26 protein-coding genes are annotated in these 26,035 nt (G+C 71.6%); 13 read left to right on the top strand and 13 right to left on the bottom strand.

What is annotated here, in order from left to right; translation table 11 throughout:
* Positions 1-66: 66 nt before the first annotated feature.
* From treZ to ACFQS1_RS29145, 4 genes are all read right to left on the bottom strand, one after another.
* Positions 67-1,797, bottom strand: coding sequence for a malto-oligosyltrehalose trehalohydrolase (gene treZ / locus ACFQS1_RS29160; protein WP_378974492.1), 1,731 nt, complete (start codon positions 1,795-1,797; stop codon positions 67-69).
* On the bottom strand, positions 1,794-4,061 hold the full coding sequence (gene treY / locus ACFQS1_RS29155) for a malto-oligosyltrehalose synthase (protein WP_378974490.1): 2,268 nt from the start codon (positions 4,059-4,061) through the stop codon (positions 1,794-1,796). The genes treZ and treY overlap by 4 nt, the downstream gene beginning before the upstream one ends.
* 4 nt (positions 4,062-4,065) lie before the next feature.
* Positions 4,066-6,177 carry a glycogen debranching protein GlgX gene (gene glgX, locus ACFQS1_RS29150; RefSeq protein ID WP_378974488.1) on the bottom strand — a complete coding sequence of 704 codons (2,112 nt, stop codon included), beginning with the start codon at positions 6,175-6,177 and terminating at the stop codon, positions 4,066-4,068.
* Positions 6,178-6,460: 283 nt separating this feature from the next.
* The gene (locus ACFQS1_RS29145) at positions 6,461-7,375 is read right to left on the bottom strand and encodes a ketopantoate reductase family protein (protein ID WP_378974486.1); all 915 of its coding nucleotides are present in this window, start codon (positions 7,373-7,375) and stop codon (positions 6,461-6,463) included.
* A gap of 104 nt (positions 7,376-7,479) precedes the next feature.
* Between ACFQS1_RS29145 and ACFQS1_RS29140 the strand changes: the two genes are divergently transcribed.
* The gene (locus ACFQS1_RS29140; protein WP_378974484.1) at positions 7,480-9,090 is read left to right on the top strand and encodes a methyl-accepting chemotaxis protein; all 1,611 of its coding nucleotides are present in this window, start codon (positions 7,480-7,482) and stop codon (positions 9,088-9,090) included.
* A 6-nt stretch (positions 9,091-9,096) separates the two neighbouring features.
* Here ACFQS1_RS29140 and ACFQS1_RS29135 read toward each other — a convergent pair whose 3' ends face one another.
* The gene (locus ACFQS1_RS29135; protein ID WP_378974482.1) at positions 9,097-9,363 is read right to left on the bottom strand and encodes a UBP-type zinc finger domain-containing protein; all 267 of its coding nucleotides are present in this window, start codon (positions 9,361-9,363) and stop codon (positions 9,097-9,099) included.
* Positions 9,360-10,916, bottom strand: coding sequence for a Na+/H+ antiporter (locus ACFQS1_RS29130; RefSeq protein ID WP_378974480.1), 1,557 nt, complete (start codon positions 10,914-10,916; stop codon positions 9,360-9,362). Before ACFQS1_RS29130 ends, ACFQS1_RS29135 begins: the two co-directional genes overlap by 4 nt.
* 88 nt (positions 10,917-11,004) lie before the next feature.
* Between ACFQS1_RS29130 and ACFQS1_RS29125 the strand changes: the two genes are divergently transcribed.
* From ACFQS1_RS29125 to ACFQS1_RS29105, 5 genes are read left to right on the top strand one after another with little or no spacing between them, the layout of a single operon-like run.
* Positions 11,005-12,000, top strand: a complete 996-nt coding sequence (locus ACFQS1_RS29125) for a 3-oxoacyl-ACP synthase III family protein (RefSeq protein WP_378974478.1) — start codon at positions 11,005-11,007, stop codon at positions 11,998-12,000.
* Positions 11,997-12,716 carry a glycosyltransferase family 2 protein gene (locus ACFQS1_RS29120; protein ID WP_378974476.1) on the top strand — a complete coding sequence of 240 codons (720 nt, stop codon included), beginning with the start codon at positions 11,997-11,999 and terminating at the stop codon, positions 12,714-12,716. Before ACFQS1_RS29125 ends, ACFQS1_RS29120 begins: the two co-directional genes overlap by 4 nt.
* Positions 12,716-14,134 (top strand): AMP-binding protein, encoded by a 1,419-nt coding sequence (locus ACFQS1_RS29115; RefSeq protein ID WP_378974474.1) that lies wholly within the window; start codon positions 12,716-12,718, stop codon positions 14,132-14,134. The genes ACFQS1_RS29120 and ACFQS1_RS29115 overlap by 1 nt, the downstream gene beginning before the upstream one ends.
* Positions 14,131-15,204: a cytochrome P450 family protein gene (locus tag ACFQS1_RS29110; protein ID WP_378974472.1), complete on the top strand. Its 1,074-nt coding sequence runs from the start codon at positions 14,131-14,133 to the stop codon at positions 15,202-15,204. Before ACFQS1_RS29115 ends, ACFQS1_RS29110 begins: the two co-directional genes overlap by 4 nt.
* On the top strand, positions 15,201-16,067 hold the full coding sequence (locus ACFQS1_RS29105; RefSeq protein ID WP_378974470.1) for an NAD-dependent epimerase/dehydratase family protein: 867 nt from the start codon (positions 15,201-15,203) through the stop codon (positions 16,065-16,067). The genes ACFQS1_RS29110 and ACFQS1_RS29105 overlap by 4 nt, the downstream gene beginning before the upstream one ends.
* Here the strand turns inward: ACFQS1_RS29105 and ACFQS1_RS29100 are convergent.
* Positions 16,054-16,629, bottom strand: a complete 576-nt coding sequence (locus ACFQS1_RS29100; RefSeq protein ID WP_378974468.1) for a hypothetical protein — start codon at positions 16,627-16,629, stop codon at positions 16,054-16,056. The two genes, ACFQS1_RS29105 and ACFQS1_RS29100, sit on opposite strands and share 14 nt — an antisense overlap.
* Positions 16,630-16,693: 64 nt before the next feature.
* Positions 16,694-17,374 (bottom strand): EcsC family protein, encoded by a 681-nt coding sequence (locus ACFQS1_RS29095; RefSeq protein ID WP_378974466.1) that lies wholly within the window; start codon positions 17,372-17,374, stop codon positions 16,694-16,696.
* Positions 17,375-17,559: 185 nt separating this feature from the next.
* Here ACFQS1_RS29095 and ACFQS1_RS29090 point away from each other — a divergent pair, with 185 nt between their 5' ends.
* Complete coding sequence (locus ACFQS1_RS29090; protein ID WP_378974464.1) at positions 17,560-18,465, top strand: proteasome assembly chaperone family protein; 906 nt, start codon at positions 17,560-17,562, stop codon at positions 18,463-18,465.
* Between the two features lie 29 nt (positions 18,466-18,494).
* Here ACFQS1_RS29090 and ACFQS1_RS29085 read toward each other — a convergent pair whose 3' ends face one another.
* Positions 18,495-19,244, bottom strand: coding sequence for an alpha/beta hydrolase (locus ACFQS1_RS29085; RefSeq protein WP_378974462.1), 750 nt, complete (start codon positions 19,242-19,244; stop codon positions 18,495-18,497).
* A 77-nt stretch (positions 19,245-19,321) separates the two neighbouring features.
* Here ACFQS1_RS29085 and ACFQS1_RS29080 point away from each other — a divergent pair, with 77 nt between their 5' ends.
* The gene (locus ACFQS1_RS29080; protein WP_378974459.1) at positions 19,322-19,594 is read left to right on the top strand and encodes a type II toxin-antitoxin system Phd/YefM family antitoxin; all 273 of its coding nucleotides are present in this window, start codon (positions 19,322-19,324) and stop codon (positions 19,592-19,594) included.
* Positions 19,591-19,992, top strand: a complete 402-nt coding sequence (locus ACFQS1_RS29075; RefSeq protein ID WP_378974456.1) for a type II toxin-antitoxin system VapC family toxin — start codon at positions 19,591-19,593, stop codon at positions 19,990-19,992. The genes ACFQS1_RS29080 and ACFQS1_RS29075 overlap by 4 nt, the downstream gene beginning before the upstream one ends.
* Here the strand turns inward: ACFQS1_RS29075 and ACFQS1_RS29070 are convergent.
* The 3 genes from ACFQS1_RS29070 to ACFQS1_RS29060 all read right to left on the bottom strand — a co-directional run bounded on the left by ACFQS1_RS29070 (position 19,989) and on the right by ACFQS1_RS29060 (position 21,883).
* Positions 19,989-20,315: a hypothetical protein gene (locus ACFQS1_RS29070; protein ID WP_378974454.1), complete on the bottom strand. Its 327-nt coding sequence runs from the start codon at positions 20,313-20,315 to the stop codon at positions 19,989-19,991. The genes ACFQS1_RS29075 and ACFQS1_RS29070 overlap by 4 nt on opposite strands.
* A 58-nt stretch (positions 20,316-20,373) precedes the next feature.
* Positions 20,374-21,189: a class I SAM-dependent methyltransferase gene (locus tag ACFQS1_RS29065; protein ID WP_378974451.1), complete on the bottom strand. Its 816-nt coding sequence runs from the start codon at positions 21,187-21,189 to the stop codon at positions 20,374-20,376.
* A 64-nt stretch (positions 21,190-21,253) separates the two neighbouring features.
* Positions 21,254-21,883, bottom strand: coding sequence for a DUF402 domain-containing protein (locus tag ACFQS1_RS29060; protein ID WP_378974449.1), 630 nt, complete (start codon positions 21,881-21,883; stop codon positions 21,254-21,256).
* A 34-nt stretch (positions 21,884-21,917) separates the two neighbouring features.
* Between ACFQS1_RS29060 and ACFQS1_RS29055 the strand changes: the two genes are divergently transcribed.
* Positions 21,918-22,457: a histidine phosphatase family protein gene (locus tag ACFQS1_RS29055; RefSeq protein ID WP_378974447.1), complete on the top strand. Its 540-nt coding sequence runs from the start codon at positions 21,918-21,920 to the stop codon at positions 22,455-22,457.
* A 50-nt stretch (positions 22,458-22,507) separates the two neighbouring features.
* Here the strand turns inward: ACFQS1_RS29055 and ACFQS1_RS29050 are convergent, their stop codons facing one another.
* On the bottom strand, positions 22,508-23,053 hold the full coding sequence (locus tag ACFQS1_RS29050; RefSeq protein WP_378974445.1) for a pyridoxamine 5'-phosphate oxidase family protein: 546 nt from the start codon (positions 23,051-23,053) through the stop codon (positions 22,508-22,510).
* Positions 23,054-23,335: 282 nt separating this feature from the next.
* On the opposite strand from ACFQS1_RS29050, the gene ACFQS1_RS29045 reads away from it, so the two are divergent.
* The 3 genes from ACFQS1_RS29045 (at position 23,336) to ACFQS1_RS29035 (ending at position 25,887) form a co-directional block, all read left to right on the top strand.
* The gene (locus tag ACFQS1_RS29045; RefSeq protein ID WP_378974530.1) at positions 23,336-23,998 is read left to right on the top strand and encodes a hypothetical protein; all 663 of its coding nucleotides are present in this window, start codon (positions 23,336-23,338) and stop codon (positions 23,996-23,998) included.
* Positions 23,999-24,214: 216 nt separating this feature from the next.
* The gene (locus ACFQS1_RS29040) at positions 24,215-25,162 is read left to right on the top strand and encodes a TolB family protein (RefSeq protein WP_378974443.1); all 948 of its coding nucleotides are present in this window, start codon (positions 24,215-24,217) and stop codon (positions 25,160-25,162) included.
* A 338-nt stretch (positions 25,163-25,500) separates the two neighbouring features.
* A complete protein-coding gene (locus ACFQS1_RS29035) occupies positions 25,501-25,887 on the top strand; it encodes a hypothetical protein (protein WP_378974441.1) in 387 nt (128 codons plus the stop codon).
* Positions 25,888-26,035: the final 148 nt, after the last annotated feature.

The following is a 26,035-nucleotide window of genomic DNA, read 5'->3' as shown; positions in this document are numbered from 1 at the left end:
CGTATCCCGCAAAACCCTCAGCAGGCCGTGTCCCGCAAGCCCCAGAAGGCCGTGTCCGCAACGCCCCTAGAAGCGGGCCGCGACCACCACCGCGCTCTCGGCCGGCAGTTCCACCCGATCGCGTTGCAGCACCACCCCGGGCGACGTCGCGAGCAGCACCTTGCTCGGCACTGACCGCAGGCTCACGGTCTGCGCGACCGGCGCCAGGTTGGCCGCCACCACGCAGCCGCCCCGGCGGATCACCACGTGCTGGTCGCCGTGCCAGACCTCGACCTTGGAGAGCCACGGATCCGACAGGTCCGCGTACTGCCGGCGCAGCGCGATCAACTCCCGGTACAGCGAAAGGATCTCCGCGTGCTCGGGCTTGCCGAGCTCATCCCAGTCGAGTTTGGAGCGCTGGAAGGTCGCGGGTTCCTGCGGGTCGGGCACGTCGGAGGCGGCCCAGCCGTGCGAGGCGAACTCCCGGCGCCGGCCGGTGCGCACCGCCTCGGCCAGCTCTGGTTCGGGGTGGCTGGTGAAGAACTGCCACGGGCTACTGGCCGCCCATTCCTCGCCCATGAACAGCATCGGCGTGAACGGCGCGGTGAGCAGCAGCGCCGCCCCGACCTTGAGCAGCCCCGGCGAGAGCAGCGCGGAGAGCCGGTCGCCGGTCGCGCGGTTGCCGATCTGGTCGTGGTTCTGCAGGAACGCCACAAAGCGATGGCCCGGCGTTTTGCCGGAAACCGGCCGGCCGTGGGTGCGCTGCCGGAAGCTGGACCAGGTGCCGGCGTGGAAGAACGCGCCCTCGAGCACGGTCCGCAGGCAGTCCAGCGAGCCGAAGTCGCCGTAGTAGCCCTGCCGTTCCCCGGTCAGCAGCGCGTGCAGCGCGTGGTGCACGTCGTCGTCCCACTGGGCCTGCAGGCCGAACCCGCCGGCCTCGCGTGGGGTGATCAGCCTGGGGTCGTTGAGGTCGGACTCGGCGATCAGCGACAGCGGCCGGCCCAGGTGCGCCGACAGCGACTCGACCTCGACGGCGAGCTGCTCGAGCAGATTGACCGCGGAGTGGTCGACGAGCGCGTGCACGGCGTCGAGCCGCAGGCCGTCGACGTGGTAGTCGCGCAGCCACATCAGCACGTTGTCGGCGATGTAGTGGCGCACCTCGTCGGAGAGCGGCCCGTCCAGGTTGATCGAGTCGCCCCACGGGTTGGCGCCGTGCTTGCTCAGGTACGGCGCGAACATCGGAGCGTAGGCGCCGCTCGGCCCGAAGTGGTTGTAGACGACGTCGAGAACAACCCCGAGGCCGCGGGCGTGGGCGGCGTCGACGAACCGCTTCAGCCCGTCCGGCCCGCCGTACGGCTCGTGCGGCGCGTACCAGCAGACCCCGTCGTAGCCCCAGTTGTGAGCACCGTTGAAGGCATTGACCGGCAGCAACTCAACAAGATCCACCCCGAGGTCGACGAGATGATCGAGGCGGGAGATCGCCGCGTCAAATGTCCCCTCGGGAGTAAATGTCCCGATATGCAACTCATAGATCACCGAGCCGGGCAACTGCTTCCCGGTCCACCCCTGATCGGTCCATGCGAACAAGGAGTGGTCGTAGACCCGGCTGGGACCGTGCACCCCGTCGGGCTGCCAAGGAGAGCGAGGGTCCGGAAGCGGCGACGACGAATCGGGCAGAACATACGCATAATCGGTGCCTGGAGGGGCTTCGACCGACAACCGCCACCAGCCGGAATCGTCGCGCTCCATGGCGCGCTCCTCCCCCGCCACCAGCAGCCGGACGGTTTTCTCGGGGGCCCAGACTTCGAAGAGTGTCATTCTTTCACCAGGAGGGCGACGGGATAGGTACGCAGCAGCTCGGCCATCGACAGGCGATTGCCGCCGTAGCTCGTCCCGGTGAACACTTCCGTCCAGCTGTGGCCGTCGAGGGCCAGCGTGGTGTCGCCCCAGCCGCCGTGGCGTGCCAATCCGACCGGCAGCCGGGTCGCGACGGTCACCGCGCCGCCGCGGTCGAAGGCGAGGCAGTGGTCGCCGACCCGCCCCTCGGCGAAGATCGGGCGATACCCGGTGAACAGCTCCGGCCGCTGCCGGCGCAGGCGCAGCGCGCGGCTGGTCACCAGCAGCTTGGCCGCGCCGCCCTCGTCGACCGGTGGCAGCCAGCCGTCGTCGAGCCGGGCCAGCACGGCGCGGCGGGCCGCGAAGTCGACCGGCCGCCGGTTGTCCGGGTCGACCAGCGAGTAGTCCCACAGCTCGCTGCCTTGGTAGACGTCGGGCACGCCGGGCATGGTGAGCTGCACGGCCTTCTGACCGAGCGCGTTGGACCATCCGGGCGGCGTGATCGAGTCGACGAAGCCGGTGATCTCCTCGTGCAGCGCCGGGTCGTCGTAGATCCGGTCGACCATCTCGCGCAGCCGCACCTCGAAGCGCTCATCGGGGTGGGTCCAGGTGGTCGCGGTGGCTGCCTCCCGGGCCGCCTTCACCGCGTACGCGTGCAGCCTCTCCCGCGAGATCGGCCATGCACCCACCGCGGCCTGCCAGATCAGATGGGCCAGCGACGGGTCCGGGAGCGGAGCGATCCGGACCCAGCGGCGCACCACCTCGGTCCAGTCGCCCGGCACCTCGGCCAGCACCGCCAGTCGCGCCCGCACATCCTCGCTGCGCTTGGTGTCGTGCGTGGAGAGCGCGGTCATCGCCGCCGGCCAGGCGCGCTGCCGCTCCTCGGTGAGCTCGTGGAACTCGTCGAGGGTCACGCCGAACCTGGCCGGGTCGTTGCCCACCTCGTTGCGGGCGGTGAACCGGGTCCAGCGGTAGAACGCGGTGTCCTCGACGCCCTTGGCCATCACCGCGCCGGTGTACTGCTGGAAGCGCACCGCCAGCTCGTCGGTGGGCACGCGTAGGCGGGCGGTGAGCGCGTCGAGCACCGGGATGAGCTGCGGCCGGCGCCGCCCGGCCTCGGCCCGGGCCTGCGCCAGGTGCCGGCCGCCGAACGGCAGGTAGGAGCGGTAGACCGGGAAACAGGCGGCCAGCTCGGCCAGGGCCTTCGGCGCTGGCTCGATCTCGGGTACGAGCCGGGCCAGGCGCGCCAGCTCGGCGGCGAACATCGTGGTCGCGGCGGCCAGTTTGGCCTCGTGCACCTGGTCCTGCCAGGAGACCTGCGTGCCGGTCAGGTGATGCTGCAGCGTGTCGAAGAACGTCTCGGTGGACGGGTCGACGAAGACGCCGCAGACCTCGGCGAGCGCGTCGTACCCGGTGGTGCCGGCGACCGGCCAGGCCGGCAGCTGCTCGCCGGGCTCGAGGATCTTCTCGACCACGAGCCAGGCCCCGGGCGCGGCGGCGTGCAGGCGGGTGAAGTATTCGCCCGGGTCGCGCAGGCCGTCGGGGTGGTCGACCCGGAGGCCGTCGATCATGCCCGCGGCGTTCCAGCGGAGGATCTCGGCGTGCGTGGCGTCGAAGACGGCCTCGTCCTCGACCCGCAGGCCGGCCAGGTCGGTGATGGAGAAGAAGCGGCGGTAGTTCAGCTCGGCGTCGCCGCGCGGCCAGGCGACCAGCTCGTAGTGCTGGCGGTCGTGGATCTCCCGCGGGGTGCCGTCGCCGGTGCCCTCGGCGATCGGATAGCGCTTGTCGTAGTAGCGGAGCTCGCCGTCCTCGACGGTCAGCTTGTCCAGCTCGCCGGGCGCGTCGCCGAGGACCGGGAGCAGGATCCGCCCCCGCGACCAGTCGATGTCGTAGAAGCCGGCGAACTCCGACTTCTGGCCGTTCTTGAGCACGTCCCACCACGTCGGGTTGGCGTGCGGGACCGCCACTCCGGCGTGATTGGGCACGATGTCGACGACCAAGCCGAGATCGGCGGCCCGGAGCGCTTCCGACAGATCGGCTAAAGCCGAGGAGCCGCCGAGCGCCGGGCTGACGAAGCGATGGTCCACGACGTCATAGCCATGGGCGGAACCGGGCACGGCGGTCAGGATGGGCGCGGTGTAGAGGTGGCTGACCCCCAGATCCGCCAGATAGTCGGCCAGCGCGCCCGCCGCCGACAACGGAAAGTCGGGACGGACCTGAACGCGATAGGTCGAGGATGGGGACATCAGTTCAGACCGTCCTGTCCAGCACGATGAGCGATCGGTCCGGCACCCAGACCGTGCTGCCGGCCTCGACGACCGACGGGCGATCCGGGGACGGCTCGGCCGTCTCGATGACCTTCTCCCACTTCTCCCCGTACTCGGCGGGAGGCGTGGCGAACTCCAAGGGCGCGTCGTGCGCGTTGAAGAAGAGCAGGAACGACGAGTCCACGTGCCGCTGGCCGTACTGGCCGCGCTCGCGGATGCCCTCGCCGTTGACGAACAACGCGACCGCCCGCCCGAAGTCGTTACCCCAGTCGTCGCCGACCATGCGCCGGCCGTCGGGGGTGAACCACTCGAGGTCGGGCAGCGGGTCGCCGCCGCCGCGCGCGGTCACCGGCAGCCCGGTGAAGAAGCGGCGGCGCTGGAACACCTGGTGCCGGTGGCGGAACGCGGTCAGCCGCCGGGTGAACTCGAGCAGCTGCTCGTCGGCGTGCTCCCAGTCGATCCAGGACAGCTCGTTGTCCTGGCAGTACGCGTTGTTGTTGCCCTGCTGGGTGCGGCCCAGCTCGTCGCCGTGCGAGATCATCGGCACGCCCTGCGAGAGCATCAGCGTGGCCAGGAAGTTGCGCCGCTGCTTGGCCCGCAGGGCGAGGACCTTCTGGTCGTTGGTCGGGCCCTCGATGCCGCAGTTCCACGACCGGTTGTGGCTCTCGCCGTCCCGGTTCTCCTCGCCGTTCGCCTCGTTGTGCTTGTCGTTGTACGTGACCAGGTCGTGGAGCGTGAACCCGTCGTGCGCGGTGACGAAGTTGATCGAGTGGAACGGCTTGCGGCCGTCGTCCTGGTAGAGGTCGGCCGAGCCGGTGATCCGGGAGGCGAACTCGGCCAGCGTGGCCGGCTCGCCGCGCCAGAAGTCGCGGACGGTGTCGCGGTACTTGCCGTTCCACTCGGTCCAGTTCGGCGGGAAGTTGCCGACCTGATAGCCGCCCGGGCCGACGTCCCACGGCTCGGCGATCAGCTTGACCTGGCCGACCACCGGATCCTGCTGCACCACCTCGAAGAACGTGGACAGCCGGTCGACGTCGTAGAACTCGCGGGCCAGCGTGGAGGCGAGGTCGAAGCGGAACCCGTCGACATGCATCTCGGTGACCCAGTACCGCAGCGAATCCATGATCAGCTGGAGGCTCTGCGGGCTGCGCACGTTGAGGCTGTTACCCGTTCCGGTGTAGTCCATGTAGAACTGCGGCTGATCGTCGACCAGGCGGTAATACGTACGATTGTCGATGCCTTTCAATGACAACGTCGGGCCGAGATGGTTGCCCTCGGCGGTGTGGTTGTAGACGACGTCGAGGATGACCTCCATGCCGGCCTTGTGCAGGGCCTTGACCATCCCCCGGAACTCCTGGGTCTGCTGGCCCAGGGTGCCGGTCGACGAGTAGCCCTGGTACGGCGCGAAGAAGCCGAGCGTGTTGTAGCCCCAGTAGTTGCGCAGGCCGAGGTCGTGCAGCCGGTTGTCGTGCACGAACTGGTGTACCGGCATCAGCTCGACCGCGGTCACGCCCAGGCTCTTGAGGTGCTCGATGATCGCCGGGTGGCCGATCGCCGAGTAGCTGCCGCGCATGTCCTTGGGTACCTCGGGGTGCCGCTCGGTGAGCCCCTTGACGTGCGTCTCGTAGATCACCGAGTGGTGGTACGGGATGTCCGGGCGCCGGTCGTTCCCCCAATCGAAGTACGGGTTCACCACCACGCCCTTGGCCATGTACGGCGCCGAGTCCAGATCCGACATCTGATCGGGGTTGTCGAAGTCGTAGGCGTACAGCGACGGGTGCCACTCGATGTCCGAGTCGACCGCCCGCGCGTACGGGTCGAGCAGCAGCTTGTGCGGGTTGTAGCGCAGCCCGCGGCCCGGCTCGTACGGCCCGTAGACGCGGTAGCCGTACCGCTGGCCCGGTTCGACGCCCGGCAGGTAGGCGTGCCAGACGAACGCGTCCTGCTCGTGCAGCTGGACCTTGCGTTCGTTTCCGGACGGGTCGAACAGGCAGAGCTCGACCGCCTCGGCCCCCTCGGAGAAGATCGCGAAGTTCGTGCCCGTTCCGTCGTACGTGGCGCCCAGCGGGTACCGGTGACCAGGCCAAACTTGCATGTCGTTGCTCCCACCCCTCGACCGTCGGTACGCGCGGCCGCCCGTCGGCGCTGCGGACATGCCCCTCAACGGTGAGGTGTAATCCTGCGCGGCCGCGTCAGCGGTCATTCTCACCGATCGCGCTGACAACGTCCGCATGACTGTCCGGATGCCCGCAGAACCCCACTCCTTCGGGGTTTGACCGGGCGGGAGACGAGCATCGAGGCGCCGTGCCGCACGTACCGCCGATCGTTTTCGGTCCGCCCCGGACGCCCGCCTCGTCACCCGCGAGGCCGAGGGCCGGCTAACCGGCTCGTTTGGCGGCGTAGATGCTCAGGTTGGTGTAGGCGGCGGAGAGCATCGGCGCCGGCACGTCGTGCTTGGCGCCCTCGGCCACGAAGTCGCCGAGGATCGCGTCGGCCTCGACCGGCAGGCCCTGCATCATGTCCCGGTACATCGACGAGGTCATCGGCTCGGTGGTGGCCAGGTTGCGCTGCAACATCGCGACCGCGCCCGCCCGCGCCGGGTGGCCGGCCGCGGTGGCGATCGCCAGCGCCTCGGCCGCGATCCGGGCGCCGAAGTCGAGGCCGCCAGGCGCCGCGTTGATGTCGCCGACGCTCGCCCGCATCATTGTGGTGGCCGCCGCCATGCTGGCCAGGAAAACCCACTTCTCCCACATGTCCTGCACGATGGTGTGCGACGGGTTCGAGTCGAACTCCTCGCCGGAGAGCGCGTAGGTCACCTCGGGCAGGCGCTCGTCCTCGCCGTCGAGCGGGCCGTAGCCGATGCGGTGCAGGCCGCTCATCCGCACGATGTCCCCGTCGGCGTCCAGGGTCGCCAGGATCATGCAGACGCCGCCCCAGGCCCGCTCCGGTCCGAACGCGCCGACCAGCTCGTCGATGTGCCGCATGCCGTTGAGCAGCGGCACGATCACCGTGCCGGGGCCGATCGCCGGCGCCATGTCGATCAGCGCCTGTTCCAGCGCGTAGCTCTTCACCGCCAGCACGACCAGGTCGTACGGCCCGTCCACGGTCGCGGCCGTGATCGTCCGCGGCCGCACGACAGTCTCGCCGTCGGGACTCTTGATCCGCAGGCCGCGACGGTCGAGCACCGCCTGGCGTCCCGGCCGGACCAGGAAGGTGATGTCCTTGCCGGCCTGGGCCAGCCGGCCGCCGAAGTATCCGCCCGTCGCCCCCGCTCCCACAAAAAGTGTGCGCATGTCCCCATTTAACTCGAGGCCGCAGCCGGGTTGGGAAACGGAGCTCGCGCCCGCGCCCGGATCCGTAGGGTCGACATCGGGAGTCTTGACAACGGGGGGAAGACATGCCCGGGTTGGCCCAGTTCAGGATCGGCGTACGGCTGGGAGCGGCCTTCGCCGTGGTCTGCCTGTGCGTCCTCGCCGCCACCGCGATCGGCCTGTGGGGCCAGCAGCGGGCGCGCGCCGCCATTCAGGAGCTCACGGCGGCCACCGAGCTGCAACGTTCCGCGATGATGGCCAAGTTCCGCACCGCCGACTTCGCCGGCTGGCAGACCGGGTACGCGTTCGACAGGCTCCGGGGCGTCGAGGGCGCCACCGAGGACACCGTCGGCCAGCGCAAGGCGTTCCTGGATTCCACCGCGGCGTTCCGTGGCGACCTCGCCCATCTGTCGGACCTTCCGCTGACCGCGGCCCAGCGCGACGCGGTCACCACGGTCACCGGCGACTTCGAGAAGTTCATGGCGGTGGACCAGCGGATCGTCGCCGGCTATCGGGACGGGACCCCGGCCGGCGCCCAGCGGGCCAACGACCTGGCATCCGGCGAGTCGCTGGACTGGATGGGCAAGATCATCACCACTATCGACCACTTCGTGGACCTCACGAACCAGCAGGCCCGGGCGGCCGAGGCAAAGGCCGACGCGGCGGCCCGGACCGCGCGCACGCTGATGCTCGCCGCGGGACTGATCGGCGCGTGCGCGGCCGTCGTGGTCGCCGTCCTGATCACGCGCAGCATCACCCGGCCGCTGGGCGCCACCGTGTCCGCCATCCGGACGGTCGCCCAGAAGGATCTCACCGTCCGGGTCCCGGAGGCCGGGCGCGACGAGCTGGCCGCGATGGGCCGGGCGCTCAACGGCACCCTGCAGGTCCTGCGGGACGCGTTCGGCGGCATCATCGACAACAGTCAGACCCTGGCCGCGGCCGCCCAGCAGCTCAACGCGGCCACCGGGCAGATCTCCGACGGCGCCGAGTCCGCCTCGGGCAAGTCCGACCTGGTCGCCACCGCGGCCGAGGAGGTGTCGCGCAGCGTGCAGACGGTGGCGGCCGGCACCGAGCAGATGAACGCCGCGATCCAGGAGATCGCCGACGGGGCGAGCCGGGCCGCCGGGGTGGTCGCCACCGGCGTGGACAGCGCCCGGTCGGCCGGCGAGACGATCGGCCGGCTCAGCCGCTCCAGCACCGAGATCGGCGAGGTGGTCAAACTGATCACCTCGATCGCCGAGCAGACCAACCTGCTGGCGCTGAACGCCACCATCGAGGCGGCCCGCGCCGGCGACCTGGGCAAGGGCTTCGCCGTCGTGGCCGGCGAGGTGAAGGATCTCGCCCAGGCCACCGCGCAGGCGACCGAGGACATCGGCGCCAAGGTCGGCGCCATCCAGCAGGACACCACCGCGGCGATCGCGGCCATCGACGGCATCACCGGCATCATCGGCGAGATCAGCGAGCACTCCACCACGATCGCCTCGGCCGTGGAGGAGCAGTCGGCCACCACCGCCGAGATGAGTCGCAACATCGTCGAGGCCGCCACCGGCTCCGGCGAGATCGCCGCGAACATCACCGGCGTCGCCTCGGCCGCCCAGCTCACCGCACAGGGCGCGGCCGACTCCCGGCAGACCGCGGACCGGCTGGCCCGGATGTCCGACGACCTCCGCGCGCTGGTCGGGCAATTCCGGGTCTGACCGCGCCTAGCCGAGCTGCTCGTCGGTGAAGCACCAGCGCCAGGTCTCGCCGGGCTCGTAGGAGCGCATCACCGGGTGCCCGCTCTCCTCATGGTGGGCCGACATGTGGCGCCGCGGCGACGAGTCGCAGCACGCCACCAGCCCGCATTCCAGGCACACGCGCAGGTGCACCCACCCGTGGGTGAACCCGCCGGCCACGCACTGCGGGCACCCGTCCTCATACGCCGTCAGCGGGGCCGTCTCGCCGGCCTCCGCCAGGTGCTGGCAGCTCAATCGTCACTCCGTTGCAGCTGGGACTCTTCCAGGTCGAGCTCGCGCTGGGCGCGGGTCAGCACCTCCTCGGGAATCCGCCCCTCGTTCCGGGCGATCTTGAAGACGTGCCGCTCGGCTGTGATCATCTCGCGCCGCAGCCGGCCGTACGCCGCCGAGGGGGTCTCCCGCTGCTGATTGCCCAGCCGCTCCCACGCGTTGTTGGACCGGCTGCCGATCAGCGCGCGCAGCCGCTCGACCACCTCGCTCGGCGCGCCGTCGGCCTTCTCGTCGAGCGCCTCCAGCGCCGCCCGGCCGGCCTGATACTGCACGCTCGCCTCGGCCAGCGCGTCCGCCGACGTGGTGTCCTGCCGGACGTTGAGCCGCACCGCGAGCCACGGCAGCGTGGTGCCCTGCAGCAGCAGCGTGAAAACAATCACGGCGAACGCCACGAACAGGAACAGATCCTTGTTGCCGATGTCGTCCGGCAGCGACTGCGCGGCCGCCAGCGTGACCACCCCCCGCATGCCGGCCCAGGCGATCACCGTGGGCACGGCGATCGGCGGCCGCTCCTCGCGCTCGCGGATCCGCGGGATCAGGCGGACCAGGTAGGTCGCCGGGTACATCCAGAGGAAGCGCACCACCACCACGACCCCGATGACCGCGGCCGTGACGGCGACGGTGGTGCCGACGCCGGTGGTGATGCCCTCGCCGATGCTCCGCAACTGCAGGCCCACGATGAGGAAGACGACGCCCTCGAGCAGGAACGTGATCAGCCGCCAGACCGCGTCCATCTGCAGCCGGGAGGTCGCCGACAGCAGGTACGGGATCCGGTGGCCCAGGTAGAGCCCGGCCACCACCACCGCCACCACGCTGGAGCTGCCGAGCTCCTCGGCCACCATCACCACCACGAACGGGGTGAGCAGCGACACCGCGTCGTCCAGCAGCGGGTCGACGATCTTGCGGTGCAGCTTGGCGGCGATCACCGCGCCGGCCAGGCCGATCAGCACGCCGACGCCGGCCTTGAGCGCGACCTGGCCGACGATCGGCCAGAAGCCGACCGCGCCGCCGGCCAGCGCGCCCACCGCGAGGCGCACCAGCACCAGCGCGGTCGCGTCGTTGAGCAGGCTCTCGCCCTCGAGGATGGTGACGACCCGGCGGGGCAGGCCGACCCGGCGCGCGATCGCGGTGGCCGACACGGCGTCCGGCGGGGCGACGATCGCGCCGAGCGCGACACAGGCCGCGTACGGGACGCTGGGCAGCAACAGGTGCACGACGGTGCCCACGGCGAACGCGGTGACCAGCACCAGGCCCACCGCGAGCAGCAGGATCGGCCGGATCTGGCGGCGGAACGCGGGCACCGAGGTCTGCAGGGCCGCCACGTACAGCAACGGCGGCAGAATGCCGATCAGCACCAGCTCGGGCTCGAGATGAGCCTCCGGAAAACCCGGCACGTACGACAGGCCCAGGCCCGCCACCAACAGGACCAGGGGCGCCACGAAGCCCAGCCGGCGGGCCAGAGCGGCGCCGACAACCGAGATCGCCACCAGCACGACCACGTCGACGATGCTCTCCACGCCGGAAAGCTTAGTCAGGCGTTCGGTGATCAAAGATAAGCACTTCTACTCACGCCCGGAGCACGCCGGGTGGGAAAGGCTGTCGCGCATGAATGTGGGGATCACCGGGATCGCGTACGCCCTGCCGGCCCGCGAGGTGCCGACCGCCCAGCTGCAGCGCAGCGTGGCGGTGGCCAGCGGGCTGGCACTGCCGCCGAGGATGTTCGAGCAGGCCACCGGCATCAAGCGGCGCCGGATGGCGGCCGACGGCGAGTACGCCTCGGACCTGGCGATCGACGCGGCCACCAAGGTGCTGGCCGACACCGGCACCGATCCGCTCGACGTCGACCTGCTGCTGTTCGCCAGCGCCACCCGGGACATGGCCGAGCCGGCCACCGCACATGTGGTGCAGGACACGCTGGGCAGCCGGGCCCATGCGATGGACGTCACGAACGCCTGCAACAGCTTCCTCAACGGCATCGACCTGGCCCGCGCGATGATCCTGGCGGGCCGGGCACGGCGGGCGCTGGTGGTGACCGGCGAGACGCCGACCCGGGCGATGCGGCCGCGGATCGACGACCTGGCCCAGGCGCGGACGGCGTTCGCCGGCTACACCTTCGGCGACGCCGGCGCGGCCGTGCTGGTCGAGCCGGTCGCCACCGGCGGCATCCTCGACGTGGACACCGAGACGCACTCCGGGCACTGGGCCGCGGGCGGGATCTTCGGCGGCGGCTCCCGGCACCCGCGCGGCGACGAGCACACGTACTTCACCGGCGACGGGCACCGGCTGCGCCGGATCTTCGAGGACATCGGGGCCGGTCTGATCGAGCGGGTCGCGCTGCGCACCGGGCACGGCTGGGACGCGTACGCGAAAGTGCTCGTGCACCAGGTGACGCTGCCCTACCTCGAGCGCTTCGTCGAGGCCACCGGCGTGCCCCGGGACAAGCTCGAGGTCACCGTCGATGAGCTGGGCAACATGGCCTCGGCCACGCTCGGCGTGCAGCTGGCCCGGGTGCGGCCGGCCCTGGAGACCGGCGACCGGGTCCTGCTGGTCGGCCTGGGCGGCGGCGTCAGCCTGATGACCATGGTCTGGGAGGTGTCGTGACCGAGTTGTGGGTGGTGGTGCCCGCGTACAACGAACGGGCCCGCATCGGCGACACCCTGCGGGCCCTCCGGGCGCAGACCGACACCGACTTCACGCTGCTGGTGGTGGACAACGGCTCGACCGACGGCACGGCCGAGCTGGCCCGCTCGCTCGGCGCGCGGGTGCTGGTGGAGCCGGAGAAGGGCGTCGGCTGCGCGGTGGACACCGGTTTCCGGTACGCGATCGCGCACGGCGCCGCGTACCTGGCCCGCACCGACGCCGACTGCCTGCCCGCGCCCGGCTGGGTGGCCGCCGCCCGCCGCGCCCTGACCGACGGCCGCGGCCTCGCCTGCGGGCGCATCGTGGCCCGCCGCGACGAGCACGGCCCGCTGGGACGCGCCTTCTTCCGCGTGCTGGTCGGCCTCGCCGCCGCCTTCGGCCGGCTGCGCCCGGCGCACCGCGGCCGGGATTATCTGGCGCCCTACCGCATGCACGCCGGCAACAACATGGCCATCACCGCCGAGCTCTACCAGGCGTGCGGCGGCATGCCCCGGCGGCCCTCACCCACCGATCGCACGTTCCTCAACCGGGTGCGGCGCACCACCAGCGCGATCGTGCACGCCCGCGACATGGTGGTGGCCAACTCGACCCGACGGATCCGCGCCTATGGCGTCCTCGGCACGGCGAAGTGGTACCTGGACCGCGGCAGCGGCCCGCGCACGGCGGATCCCCGCTGATGCTCGACCAGCTCATCGCCGGCCTCGATCCGGCCGACACCCGTCCCGCGCTGGTCGGCCGGGCCACGCGCGGCGAGCTCGCCCGGCTCACCCACGGCTACGCCGTGGCGCTGCGCGACCAAGACCTGAGTGCCGGAGACACCATCGGTTTATGCGTACGGCCGGGGCCGCGCGCCCTGGCGAGCATGCTGGCGGCGTACCACCTGGGTTTGCGCATCGCGGTGCTGGACCCGACCGCGGGGCCGGACGTTCTCCAGGCCCGGCTCGCCTTGGCCGCGCCGCGGCTGATCCTCGCGGACGCCGCCGCCCAGGCGGTGGCCGGCTGGCTCGCGCCGCTGGCCCGCCGCGCCCACCTCGCGCTGCCCACGCTCTCGGCCCTCGCGCCGGTGCGGACCGTGGGCCGCCGGCTGCCCGGCGCCCCGCCCGCGCTGCGCCCGCTGCCCGGGCCGCCGCCACCGGCCTTCGACGGCGACGGCGACGCGGTGATCGTCTTCACCTCGGGCACGACCAGCCGGCCGCGGGCGGTGGTGCACACCCGGCGCTCGCTGTCGGCCGGGATGAGCGCGGTCCGCGACCTGGTCCGCCCGGCTCCCGGCGTGCCGGTCCTGGGCGGGACGTTCTTCGTGCTGCTGCCGTCCCTGGCCAGTGGCGCGCCGGTGGCCCTGCCGTCCCGCCGCGCCCTCCGCCGGCAGATCCGTTCCCTGTCGCCGCAGGCCACCTATCTGACGCCGCCGCAACTGCGCGCCGCGCTGGCCGCCGGGGTCCGCTTCACCGGCCGGGTCTACAGCGGTTCCGCGCCGGTGAGCGCCGCCCTGCTCGCCGCCGTTCGGGCCGCCGGCGCTGCCGAGGCGTGGGGCGTCTACGCGTTGACCGAGGTGTTCCCCGCCGCCGCCGTCGAGTCGGGCGAGAAGACCGATTTTTCCGGATCGGGGGATTTAGTCGGCGCGTTGCTTCCCGGCGTCTCGGCCGGCACCGACGCCGGCGGCCAGCTCCTGCTCTCCGGCCCGGCCGCGGCCGACCGCTACCTGGGCGACGAGCCCTTCGACGCGGTGGCCACCGGCGACCTGGGCCGGGTCGAGAACGGCCGGGTGATCCTGGGCGGACGTCTCAAGGACATGATCCTGCGCGGTGCCGAGAACATCTATCCGGGCCTGTACGAGCCGTCCCTGCACGTCCCGGGCGTCGAGCTGGCCCTGCTGGTCGGCGTCCCGGCCGGCGACGGCGACGAGCGGCTGGTCGCGGTGATCGAGCCGGCCGCCGGCGCGTCCGAGCACGAGGTCCGCACCGCCTTGCGCGAGCCGCTGGCGCGGATGGGAGCGGCCCGCCCCGACCGGCTGCTCTTCGCCCGGATCCCGCTGGCCGGCCGGTCCCGCAAGCCCGACCGCCAGGCCACCGCCCGGCTGGCGGCGAGCGCATGACCGACGCCCGCGCCCGCGACCGGCGCGTTTATCTGGGCAGTCATCCGGTGCTGTTCGCGCTGCTCGCGGCCCTGCGCCGCAAGCCGGTGCGGCGGCTGGGCCGCACGCTGGTGGTGAACGACCGGGACGCCTACCTGGCGGCCCTCACCCGGATCCCGTTGGACCGCACCGCCGAGGGCACGACGGGCGGCGCGGTGGATCGGCTCGCCGGATCGGGCGGGCTCTTCGATCAGCACGGCGACGAGCACCGGCAGGCCCGGCGGGACGTCGCCGACCGGCTCGGCGCGGCCGGCGTCGAGCGGCTCCGGCCGGTCTGGACCGAGCTGCTCGGCGAGCGGCTGGCGCCGCTGGCGGACGACGGCCCGGTCGACCTGGTTCCGCTGGCCGCCGAGATCGCCGGGGCCACCGCGGCGGCGCTGCTCGACCTCGACGCCGACCCGTTCGAGCTGGCCGCCGCGGCGCGGGAGGCGGGGGCGACCGCGGCCCGCGCGCACCTGCCGGGCCTCGGCCGCCGGCGCGCCGGCGCGTTGTCGGAACAAGCCGCGGAACGCCTGCTCGCGCTGGTCGGCCGGAACGAGCGAACCGACGCCGGGCTGGCCGCCACGCTGGCCGTCGCCGCCGTGAACACCACCATCGCCGCCTTGCCCCGGGCCGCGGCCTGGGTCGGCGATGCCGGGCTGTGGGCGTACGCGCAACGGCCGGAAATGGTCGACGAGCTGCTGCGCGTCACCTCGCCCACGCCGCTCCTGCCGCGCGTGGCCGCCGCCGGCGGCGAGATCGCGCCGGGCTGCCCGGTGCGCGCCGGCGATCGGATGTTGTTGATCGCCCGGCACGCGGCGGATGCCCATCGTCAAGATCCGGATCCCATGCATCCGGCGCCGGCCCGGACGGCGCAGCTGGTCTTCGGGGCCGGGCCGCACGCCTGCCCGGGGGCCAGGCTCGCCCGGCGGCAGCTCGGTGACCTGCTGGTCGCGCTGGCGCCGCATCGGCCCGTCGTCGTGGCGGCCGAGGTCGATCGGCGGGCGGCGCTGCCGAGCTGGCGGACGCTGATCGTGCGGGGCACGGCGTGAGGGTCGCGATCACCGGGGCGAGCGGTTTCTGCGGCGGGGTGGTGGCCCGGCTCGCGCGGGAGAGCGGCCACGAGGTGATCTGCCTGGGACGGCGGCCGGGGCCGGCCGGGAAGCACATCTACTGGGATGCCGCCGGAAGGACGGCGCCGGATCTGTCCGGGTGCGACGCGGTCGTGCACCTCGCGGCGGCGGTCGGGGATCCGCGCCCCGGCGAGCGGACCGAGCGCGCGTTTCGCGAGGTCAACGTCGACGGGACGAGGCGGCTGACCGACGCGGCGGCGGGCCGGCGAGTGATTTTGGTCAGCAGCGCCTCGGTGTACCGGCCGGGGCCGTACCGCGCCCCGCTGACCGAGGATCACCCGGCCGATCGGCAGCGCACCGCGTACGGGCGTACGAAATCAGGGGGTGAGCGAATCGCCCTCGCCGCCGGCGCGGTGGTTCTCCGGCCCCGCGCCGTCTATGGCGCGGGTGACCCCCATCTGATGCCGCGGCTGCGGCGGATCGTGCGCGGCGGGCGCGCCTGGCTGCCCGGGCCGGACGTGCCGCTGAGCCTGACCGCGGTGGAGAACCTCGCGTCCGCCTGCCTCGCGGCGCTGGACTGGCCGGCGGGCGCCTACAACATCGCCGACGACGTGGTCTATCGGCGCGACGAGGCCGTCCGGAGCGTGCTCGGCGTGCCGGTGCGGCACGTGCCAGTGGCGGTCGCCCGCGCGGCCGCGATGCTGCCGGGGCGGACGTTGACGCGCTACAGCCTCGACCAGGTCACCGACGGGATGGTGCTGGACATCGGCAAGGCGCTGGCGACGGGATGGCGGCCGGTGGTGCGGCTCACCGCGTCTCTTTTTGGCGTCACAGCGTCTTGACGACTCCGGATCGTGCGACCGTCTCGGCCCGGGTGCCGTCGCGGCCCAGCTTAGTGGTGACGGCGTCGACGGAGAAGACGTAGCCGGTGCGGGCGTCGAGTCCGGTGATCGTGGCGGTGAGGTAGCCGCAGCCGGCGCCCGGGGTCATCACCGTCCAGCCGACGTCGCGTTGCCGGCCGGCGACCAGGTCCTGGGAGATCGCGGTGATGCGGTACTCGACCAGGTTGTCGCCGCCGTAGTTGTAGAAGGTGACCGCGGCGCGGCCGGCGCCGGGAACGACCGTCGCGCCGGCGATGGCGTGCGCGGTGTCGGGCGGGCAGGTGGGGCTGCCGGTCGGGGCCGGGGTGGGCGCGGCCGACGCGACCGGCAGGAAGCCGGTCGGGAACGGGCTCGGCGTCGCCTTGTACCCGGTGGGCGCGGCGGACGGGGTGGCGCTGCCCTGCGCCATGACGACCCACGGCGACCCGCTCGGGCTCGGCACCGCGGTCGCGGTCGTGCTCGCCCCGCAGCCGGTGAGAGCCAGCGGCGCGAGGATCATCATGCCCAGCCAACGACGGCGCACGGGCCCGCCTCCCCCTGTCGACAGCTCGATGTCGGGGTTCAGATCGGCCGGGGCTCCAAGATCCTTAGGCCGCTGCGGCGAAGTGGGCCCGGGATCGGGCGGCGAGCTCCTTGGTGGCGGCCGAGTTGACCCACGTGCCCAGCACCACCGACGCGCCGGGCACCATCTTGGCGAACATCCGGCGGGTCGCGTGGACGCCGGCCATCTGGCCGAGCCGGAAACCGAGGCGGAGCATGACGCCGGTGAGCGGGCGTCCGGCCACGTCGGTGAACAGGCGGCTCGCCCGCTCCCGGCCGGCCGCGACGCCGAGTGCCGTGCGCGCGGCCTCGGCGGCCTTGTGCACCCGCTGCAGCACCAGCAGGTCGGTGGCGCGCTCGGGGGCGGCGGGGTCGTGACCGTAGGCGGCGGCGACATGCAGCACCATGCGCGACTGGGTCCAGGCCAGGACGCCCATGTCGAGCACCGCGCCGGGCATGCCGGTCGCGCCCGAGACGGCGCCGGAGATGCGCGCGAGCGTGGTGAAGCGGCGGACGGCCAGGGCGGCCAGGGCATCCGGGGCGATGCCGGGGTGTTCGAGCCGCATCCGCTCGGCCCACCGGGCCGCCTCGGGCCCGAGGCGGCGAACCGCGTCGAGGGCGAGGTGCTCGGGCGCGTACTGCGGGTCGGATTTCATGTGGGACCAGAGCGTGCCCGGGGGCGCGACCGTCTCCGGCTGCTCTCTGACGGGTGTGGCGGCTTCGCTCATCAGATCGCTCCGTTGGGGGGGTGGGGTGATCCTGATCCATTGTGTCGTGCGCATGCACGTGCAGACGAGGGGTGCAGATGAATTTGTATCCGCACTGAGATCTTGAGCACGCACCTGCCGGAATGAACGCCGGACCGCCGTTGTTACCTTGGGTTACCCGCTTTTCTGCACAGGAGGTCCGCCCCGTGCTCGACCCACACGAGCTCTACGAGTTGGCCGACGATCTGCCGGCGCTGGACGAGCCGGTCCTCGTCCAGGCGCTCACCGGGTTCGTCGACGCGGGCAGCGCCATCCAGCTGTTCCGCGAGAATCTGCTGGACAGCCTGGAGACCAGGGTCCTCGCGACCTTCGACCTCGACCAGTTGCTCGACTACCGCTCCCGCCGTCCCCCGATGATCTTCGTGGAAGACCACTGGGAGTCCTACGAGGCGCCCAGCCTGGCCCTGCACCTCGTGCGCGACCAGCTCGGCACCGATTTCCTGATGCTCGCCGGCCCCGAGCCCGACCTGCAGTGGGAGCGTTTCATCGCGGCCGTGACCGGGCTCATCGAGCGCTTCGGCGTCAAGCTCACCGTCGGGCTCAACGCGATCCCGATGGCCGTGCCGCACACCCGCCCGGTCAGCGTCACCGCGCACGCCACCGACCTACGGCTGCTCGGCGACCACGAGTCGTGGCTGCAGCGCGTCCAGGTGCCGGCCAGCGTCGGCAACCTGCTCGAGTTCCGGCTGGGCGAGCAGGGCAAGGACGCGATGGGGTACGCGGCGCACGTCCCGCACTACCTGGCACAGACGACGTACCCGGCGGCCGCCGAGCTGCTGACCGACTCGGTGTCGTCGAGCACCGGGCTGGCCCTGCCGACCGGCGAGCTGCGCAAGGCCGCCGAGATCGTCCGCGCCGACGTCGACAAGCAGATCGCCGACGACGAGCAGGCCGAGCGCCTGGTCAAGTCGTTGGAGGCGCAGTACGACGCGTTCCTGCGCGGCCGGGAGAACAACCTGCTCTCCGAGTCGGACACGCCGCTGCCGACCGCCGAGGAGCTCGGCGCCGAGCTGGAACGCTTCCTCGCCGAACAGACGCGCGACGATTCCTGAAAAGGGGCGGGCCATCCGGCCCGCCCCTTTCACACTGGTTGACGGGCCAGCATGAAATCGAGCGCCACCTGGATCTGGCTGTCCCAGTAGCCCCACTCGTGCGCGCCGGGCCCGAACGCGGCATCCAGCTCCACCCCGGCGGTGTCGCACGCCGAAACGAACCGTTCGTTCTGCTTCAGCAGGTGATCCTCGGTGCCGCAGCGCAGCATCAGGCGCGGCAGCCCGGCCTTGTCGGCCGTCTTGACCAGGTGGAAGAGGTCCTCGTCGCCGCCGGCGACCGTGCGGTCCGGAAAGACTCGCGAGACCAGGGTGCGCATGTGCGGCCTCAGGTCGAATTCCTGGATGTACGCGAGATCCAGCGCGCCCGACAAGCTGGCCGCCGCCGCGAACCGCCCCGGTTCCCGCAGCGCCCACTTGAAGGCGCCGTACCCGCCCATCGACAGCCCGGCCACGAAGGTGTCCTCGCGCCGCGTCGAGACCCGGAAGAAGCGCTCGACCGTCTGCGGCAGCTCCGCCGTCAGGAAATCCCAGAACCGCATACCGTACGCCTCGTTGGCGTAGAAGCTGCGGTGCACCTGAGGCATGACCACGGCCAGGCCGCGCGCGTCGGCGTACCGCTCGATCGAGGTGAACCTGGTCCACGCGGTGTCGTCGTCGGTGAGCCCGTGCAGCAGGTAGAGCAGCGGGGGCGGCTCGTCCGCCTGCTGCGGCAGCACCACGGTCATCGCGGTGTCCAGCTCGAGCGTCTCGGCGGCGAAGTCCACCCGGATCAGGGCCATGCCGACAGGTTGGCACATGGTCGCGGACGGCCGCGACCAGCCGCCCGCTGTACTACATTTAGTACTACACTCTCGCCATGGACCGCATCCCTATTCGTAGCCTCAACCAAGACACCGCGGGCGTGCTTGCGCGGGTCGAGCGCGGCGAGAGCGTGGAGATCACGAACCGCGGACGTCCCATCGCAAGAATCGTTCCGGTCGGCGTCGACCCCCTCGACGAACTGGTCAGCACCGGCACGCTTACGCCGCCGACCATCACCCTTCCGTTCGCGATGCCGACCGGAGCGCCACAGGCCGGCCAGGACGCCGGCGATTTGATCTCCGCCCTGCGCGATGAGGAACGCTGGTGATCTATCTCGACACGGCGGCGCTCGTCAAGCTCGTCCGGCCCGAGGCGGAGTCGCAAGCCCTCGTCGACTGGCTGGGATCCCGGCCTGCGGAGCGCGTCGTGGCCTCGGCACTGGTCGAGGTCGAGCTACCCCGTGCTCTGCGCCGGAGCGCGCCCGGAGTCCTCGGCGGTGTCGCCGCAGTGCTCGCTCGTCTCTATCGTGTCGACATCAATGCGGCGGTCCGTGCGACCGCCGGCGCTTATCCCGAGCCCGGACTGCGTTCGTTGGATGCCATCCATCTGGCCACCGCGGAGTTTCTCATCGCCAGCGGCCAGCCGATCAGCGCGTTCGTCACCTATGACAAACGTTTGGCTGAGGTGGCGGAGCAGGCCGGTCTCGAGGTCGTGGCACCGAACTAATCACGACGGCACTTGTATCGCGGCGGACACGGGCTGTTGCGTCTCGGGTCACGCTCGAGAGCCGGCGCTCGGCCCGGCCTGTTGTGCCGGTCCGTCGAGGTCACAGCCAGGCGCACGGATCGCCGACGGCGATCCGGCCCGGCCGCTCGACGGTCGCGAAGACGTCGAAGGTCAGGTCGTGGTGCTCGGCGAGCGTCTTGAGGAGGTCGGTCCGCTCGCCGACCCGGTCCGAAGTTGCCGTTCGGATCGCGCACCGCCCACAGCCGGTCGCCGGCCATGCCTCGCGCACCGACCTCGGCCGCCGGCACCACCTCGCCGAGCATCGACTTGACCGGGTAACGGCGAATCTCCGCGACCCGCATCACCCGACAGTAGATCCCGTCAGCGAACGGATGCCGACGCGAGGAGGGCTGCGGTGGGGAGTCCGAGTCGTCCCTCGGCGTCTCGATAGGTTGCGGTGTGCTGGTCGTAGTGGTGTCTGACGCGAGCGATCGTGGCGGGGTCCTGGCGCCGTAGCAGTGTGCCGGGAGTGCCGAGCCCGTTGGCGGGGCCGGCCCACCACGTGTCCGGGTGCACGCGATGGGTCCAGGTGAGCAGGTCGCAGCGGATGTCGGCGAGGCCCGCCCGGTCGAGCAGCCCGGTGAGGCCGTCGTGGTCGCGGGGGAAGTCCTTGTCGGGCGCCACTCGGGGCAGGTCGGCAGGGCGGTGAACGCCGGCCGCGTCGAAGATCGTGTTCCAGAGTTGCTGGGCGGGTGGGGGCGGGTAGGGCCAGATCGTCACGGCGAGACGTCCGCCGGGACGCACGACCCGTCGCATCTCGCGGACGGCCGCGCCGGGGTCACCGACGTGGTTGAGGACGAAGTTCGCGACCACCGCGTCGAAGCAGCCGTCGGGGAACGGAAGCTGTGGCAGGACCGCGAGGTGCGTCTCGGCGTCCGCGGCCCGGCGGCGTGCGATCTCGAGCATGCTCGGTTCGGCATCCACGGCGGTGACCTTCGCAGCCCGCGAGCAGGCGAGAGCGGCGACGGTCCCCGTTCCGGTGCCGACGTCCAGAACCCGGACGCCCTCGCCGACGGTGGCCGCGTCCAGCAGCGGGCCGGCCGGGTGAGCGCAGAGGGATGCGAAGCTGTCCCGGTAGGCCGCCGCTTTCCCGGCCCATTGCACCCGCTCGTGATCGTCGAACGTTGTGGCGGTCACGGCCTCGCGGTCCTCCATTCGCGATGTTGATCGGCGGGCATCCCGTACCGCCGAGATCGAGCGGTCATGCCGGCCGCGTTGCGGGAAAGCCGGGGGTGCCGGTGAGCCGGAGCGTGGGCCAGTCCGGGCCGGGGCGAAAGCCGGTGTGCGTACCGACGAAGGGGAATTCCCCGCCCTCGATGAGCTTGATGAGCCGGTGGCCCTCCGCCCGGATCGTCCGGGCGGTGGCGCCGTCGAAGTAGAGGGGATTGCCGATGTGCTCGTCGAACTCGTCGGCGTCCTTCCACTCCCACTGCCGGTCCGGGGTGACGACGATGTCCAGGACGTGGTCGGTGGTGTCCACGCCGTCCGGACGCCGGACGTACGGGCTTTCGAGGTTCACGTACCAGGCGGCGAACGCTCCTTGTCGGAAGCACCACCACACGGCGTGCGCGGCGTCCGGCCGCATCAGGACGAGGATGTCGTAGTCCGTCCAGCTCTGCAGCGTCAGCTTCGGATCCCGCAGCCGATCGACGGCGACATCATGCGGGGTGTTCCCGTCGGCGTCGACAAGCCGGGCGATGTCGCTGCCGACCGAATGCCAGAGCAGCAGCCCGTGCTCGTCGTCGCTGATGACGCGCATCGGCTGGACCCACGTGACCCAGGGGCCGCGCAGATAGCGGCGCGTGACGACTTGCCCGGGTTGGAACGGCATCGCAGCAGCCTAATCCGCTCAGTAGCCTCGTGCGATGCCGATCGACATCGTGTTCGAAACCCACGCCCTGACCGAGGACAACGAACGAGGTATCGCGACCGGGTGGCTGCCCGGCCGGCTCAGCGAGGAAGGCCGGGTCAATGCCGCCGAGATGGGCCGGCGGCGCCGCGATGACGGCATCACGGCGGTGTTCAGTTCGGATCTGCGCCGCGCGGTGGAAACGGCGGAGATCGCGTTCGGCGGCACGGACATCCCGATCCTGTATGACTGGCGGCTGCGCGAGTGTGACTTTGGCATGCGCAACGGCTCTCCCCGGCCCGAGATCAAGCGTGATCTCCTGGACTTCTGCGATCACCCGTATCCGGGCGGTGAAAGCCAGAGCCAGGCGATCGAGCGGGTGGCGAGGTCTCTCGCCGATCTGCCGACCCGGTGGGCGGGACGCCGGGTCATGCTGATCGGGCATCTCGCGACCTATCGGGGTCTGGAGCATGTGATCAACGGGTGCACAGTGCGGGAACTGCTGGAAGCGGACTTCGAATGGCGTCCGGAGGGCTGGGAGTACCGACTCGCCTGATTTCTCAAGGCCGACGGACCGAGAGCCGCCCTCTCGTTCGTCCGTCCGGTTTAGTTGGCCGTTTCCTCGCCGGGCTTGCCCAACGGGGGCCGCTTCCAGAACTGCCGCGCCGCGAACCCGTCACGCCGAAGCCAATGCTCGGTGTAGACGATCCGGCTCGGCTCGATCACCACGAGGGTGTCGCTTGGCGGTTCGGCGAGTGAGCGGCCCCGTTCGGCGTGCTCGTTCTCCCAGCGGAATGCGTCCCAGTAGTGGTCCCGTCCGGGATGTTCGGGAGGCAGCACACGGGCTTCGCCGAACAGCTGCGCTCCGCGGCTGCTGGCCCGCCCGACCAGCGGGGCGAAGATGCCCACGGAGACCCGCGGATCTGCGGCGATGTTGCGCAACTTCGGGGACCGTGGCGCGGCAGTGAACATGACCGCGAAGTCGAGCGAGTAGTAGCGCACCGGTGTGGCCAGCGGACCCTCTGGCCCGGCGGTGGCGAGCACACACATGTTCTGTGAGGACAGCAGGTTGAGGATGCGCTCATCAAGTCGTTGCCGCGGCAGTCGGTGAGCTGGCGCGGGTTCGGAGAGCCACGGATTCGTCAACGGCATGCGAGCTCCATCCTCACGTCTTGATCCTATTCAGCGTTTGAAGATGACAGCTGGTCGGTGTCCGGCCGCGACAGTCCGCGAAGCGGGGCCAGGGCCGGCTCGGGGGCTTGCGCGAGTGGCTGCGAGATGCCGGGTGGCCACCTTCAGGCGGACTGGCCAACTGCGCCTGGACCGGACAGATGCGGTCGTTCCGGCGGGTTGGGAATGTCGTACCCGTCGATTAGGATGTATGTACGAAAAGGGGCCGTGACCTGCGAGGAGATCAACGTGACCGCGCCTGTTATGTCCGTGTTGCCAGCTTCGGAATCTGCTGTTCCCGTGATCCCGCCCTATGCGACCATGCTCGGCTTCACCCGCTACGTGACCCGCACCGGCCCCGCGAAGGCCACGTTCGTCGGCGGTCTGCGACGCGCCCGCGAGCGCCGCACCGGCTTCAACCCGCACGGCCAGTTGGTCAAGGCGCTGAAGGCCGACATCGCCTTCCGCACCGGCGGCAGTTATCTCAACGGCGTCACCGACTTGGTCAAAGACCGGTGGAAGCCGCTGTATGAGGCGGTCAGCGCCGGCGCCCTGACCTACCTGAAATCCCTCGGCGACCCCGACAAGGTAAGCCTCGCCCAGACCCGCGATGCCCTCGCGTCGGTCGGTCCGCTGGCGGTAAAGATCAACCCCCACTTCGGCCTGCGCTACGAGGACGGCCGCCGCGAGGCCGTCCGGCTGCACTTCGACGAGGCCCCGCCCACCTCCGAGGCGATCACCGCGACGCTGCACCTGATGGCCGGCCATATGGACCAGATCCTGCCCAACGCCGACCCGGTCCTGGTCGACCTCCGCCGGGGCGTGACGCACCGCATCGACCCGGCCCTGAAACCCGCCGACATCGAGAGCTGGCTGACCGGCGAGGCGGCCGCCTTCACCGCCATGTGGTCCACCACGGTCGCCTGACCCAGGTCGCCCGGCCGCCCACCGCTGAGCCCGCGGCCGCCCATCCTCCCGGGGCGGCCGCGGCACGTCGGCCCGGCCGACCCCGCCGCCCGGCTCGGCCGAGGCTGCTCCGGCAGTTCGCATCCGGTATTCGCTCAGGTGCGGAACGGTTGCGGACGATTCCTTCGGTGTAAGCAGGGGGCGAGGCGCGTCGGGGGGCGTTCCGTTATGCAGGGCATGAAGAAGATCACCGCAGTTCTGGCCGCGACCGGCGCATTTCTGGCGGCCACTCCGGCCGTCGCCCGGACGGCTGCCGCGCTGCCCGCGATCGCCTACGTCCGGGACGGCGACATCTATGTCAGCAGCGGGCCGGGCGAGAAGCGCCTGACCACCGGCGGCGTCCACTCCCGGCCGCGCTGGTCGCCCGACGGCAAGCGAATCGCGTACCTGGCCGGCGGCCTGCTCTGGACCATGAAGGCCGACGGCACCGCCCGGCGCCGCCTCACCACCCGCCCGGCCGGCGGACCGTCCTGGTCGCCCGACGGCAAGTGGATCGCGTTCGCCTCGCTGTCGTGCACCGGCGGGCCCGGTGTCTACCGCATCGCCGCGGCGGGCGCGACCGGCACGCCCGAGGTCCTCTTCCCGCGTGACTGCCGCGGCGAGGAGGTGCCGCCCGCGGAGTCCGCCACCCCGCGCGTGGGCGCGCTGGCCGACCGGCTGCGGACCGACGACGCGGTCGCGTGGTCGCCCGACGGCACCAAGATCGCGTTCCGGGGCGGCGACTGCGAATCGGTCTACGATTCGTGCCTGTCGGTCGGGACGGTCGCCACCGGCGGTGAGCGGACCGTTGCCGCGTACGGTGGCGGCAGCCTGCAGAACAGCGGCTTCGCGGTGGTGCCGAGCTGGCGCGGGGACGGCCGGCGGCTGGCTTGGACGGCCTACCAGAAGGGCGAGACGACCGCCGAGAACGAACCGGTCCACCTGGTCGAATACGACCCGGCCACGCAGGCGAAGCACACGGTCGGCGGCGCGATGGACCGGGAGCTCGCCTACCTCGGCACCACCCGCGCGGTGGTGACCGGCCAGTATCGCGGCGGCTCCTGGGTCACCGTGGTCGGGCTGACCGACGGCTCGCGCCGACTGTTCCACTCCGGCTCCCAACCGAGCGTGCGCCCGACGCGCTAAGCGTTCCCCTTAGCGAGGCTGCGGGATCGAGGTCTGTTCCCTGGTCTGAGCTGGGTGTTCGCAACGCTTTGCTCTGCTCACCCACAGGAAGCGCCCGCGCCAGGCGGCCCGGCTACGCGCCGGCGTCCGTGACGAGGCCGCTTCGCCCGGATCGGCCCGAAGCGACCGGAGCTTGCTTACCGCAGGTGAGCAGAGCAAAGGCGACTCATAGCGGAGCCGAACCACCAACCCGAAAGATGCCTAGCCTGCCAAATCGGCGTGCGGCCGACGCGCTAAGCGATTCCGCCAAGGTGCCGAAGAGGGTGTGGACGGGTGGCAACACGATGGGGGAATCGCCGATGACCGTCTCCGGCCTGGGCTCGGCGTTCACGCCGCGCACACCCGTCACACCCGTGCACCGGCACCGTGTCGAGGACAAGCCGCACCGCAACGACTTCGACGCGCTCACCGTGGCCGACCGGGAGCTCATCCACCACGCGACCGGCCAGCGCATCGCGCCCGGCTTCGACCCAGCCCGCGAGTCGACCACCACCTTCGCCGCCGCGATCGCCGCGGAGCGCGCCGCCGGCCGTCTCGCGCCCGGCCAGCCGGTCACCGGGGTCTACCTCAAGGATCTCAACCGCCGCTTCGAGCGCGCGGGCGGCCCGAACCCGGTCGGCCCCTACCTGGCCAAGGCGCTGGAATACCTGTCCCGCGGCCCGCGCCGCATCGACGTCTCGGCGTGAAGCGGCCCGACGTGAAGCGGCCCGACGTGAAGCGGCCCGACGTGAAGCGGCCCGACGTGAAGCGGCCCGACACGAGGCATCCCGGGGTCCGGCACGACTTCTGAGCGGCCGACGGACCGGTGCCCGGGTCACGGCCGCGCGCCGTCAG

Source organism: Paractinoplanes rhizophilus, assembly GCF_042664765.1.
Lineage (GTDB): Bacteria > Actinomycetota > Actinomycetes > Mycobacteriales > Micromonosporaceae > Actinoplanes > Actinoplanes rhizophilus.
This window is presented reverse-complemented; position numbering and strand designations above follow the sequence as displayed.

Coding starts and splice junctions, on each gene's coding strand:
- treZ (WP_378974492.1), bottom strand. CDS start 1,797: ATGACACTCTTCGAAGTCTGGGCCCCCGAGAAAACCGTCCGGCTGCTG.
- treY (WP_378974490.1), bottom strand. CDS start 4,061: ATGTCCCCATCCTCGACCTATCGCGTTCAGGTCCGTCCCGACTTTCCG.
- glgX (WP_378974488.1), bottom strand. CDS start 6,177: ATGCAAGTTTGGCCTGGTCACCGGTACCCGCTGGGCGCCACGTACGAC.
- ACFQS1_RS29145 (WP_378974486.1), bottom strand. CDS start 7,375: ATGCGCACACTTTTTGTGGGAGCGGGGGCGACGGGCGGATACTTCGGC.
- ACFQS1_RS29140 (WP_378974484.1), top strand. CDS start 7,480: ATGCCCGGGTTGGCCCAGTTCAGGATCGGCGTACGGCTGGGAGCGGCC.
- ACFQS1_RS29125 (WP_378974478.1), top strand. CDS start 11,005: ATGAATGTGGGGATCACCGGGATCGCGTACGCCCTGCCGGCCCGCGAG.
- ACFQS1_RS29115 (WP_378974474.1), top strand. CDS start 12,716: ATGCTCGACCAGCTCATCGCCGGCCTCGATCCGGCCGACACCCGTCCC.
- ACFQS1_RS29110 (WP_378974472.1), top strand. CDS start 14,131: ATGACCGACGCCCGCGCCCGCGACCGGCGCGTTTATCTGGGCAGTCAT.
- ACFQS1_RS29095 (WP_378974466.1), bottom strand. CDS start 17,374: ATGAGCGAAGCCGCCACACCCGTCAGAGAGCAGCCGGAGACGGTCGCG.
- ACFQS1_RS29085 (WP_378974462.1), bottom strand. CDS start 19,244: ATGGCCCTGATCCGGGTGGACTTCGCCGCCGAGACGCTCGAGCTGGAC.
- ACFQS1_RS29080 (WP_378974459.1), top strand. CDS start 19,322: ATGGACCGCATCCCTATTCGTAGCCTCAACCAAGACACCGCGGGCGTG.
- ACFQS1_RS29070 (WP_378974454.1), bottom strand. CDS start 20,315: ATGCTCGGCGAGGTGGTGCCGGCGGCCGAGGTCGGTGCGCGAGGCATG.
- ACFQS1_RS29060 (WP_378974449.1), bottom strand. CDS start 21,883: ATGCCGTTCCAACCCGGGCAAGTCGTCACGCGCCGCTATCTGCGCGGC.
- ACFQS1_RS29055 (WP_378974447.1), top strand. CDS start 21,918: ATGCCGATCGACATCGTGTTCGAAACCCACGCCCTGACCGAGGACAAC.
- ACFQS1_RS29050 (WP_378974445.1), bottom strand. CDS start 23,053: ATGCCGTTGACGAATCCGTGGCTCTCCGAACCCGCGCCAGCTCACCGA.
- ACFQS1_RS29045 (WP_378974530.1), top strand. CDS start 23,336: ATGTCCGTGTTGCCAGCTTCGGAATCTGCTGTTCCCGTGATCCCGCCC.
- ACFQS1_RS29040 (WP_378974443.1), top strand. CDS start 24,215: ATGAAGAAGATCACCGCAGTTCTGGCCGCGACCGGCGCATTTCTGGCG.
- ACFQS1_RS29035 (WP_378974441.1), top strand. CDS start 25,501: ATGACCGTCTCCGGCCTGGGCTCGGCGTTCACGCCGCGCACACCCGTC.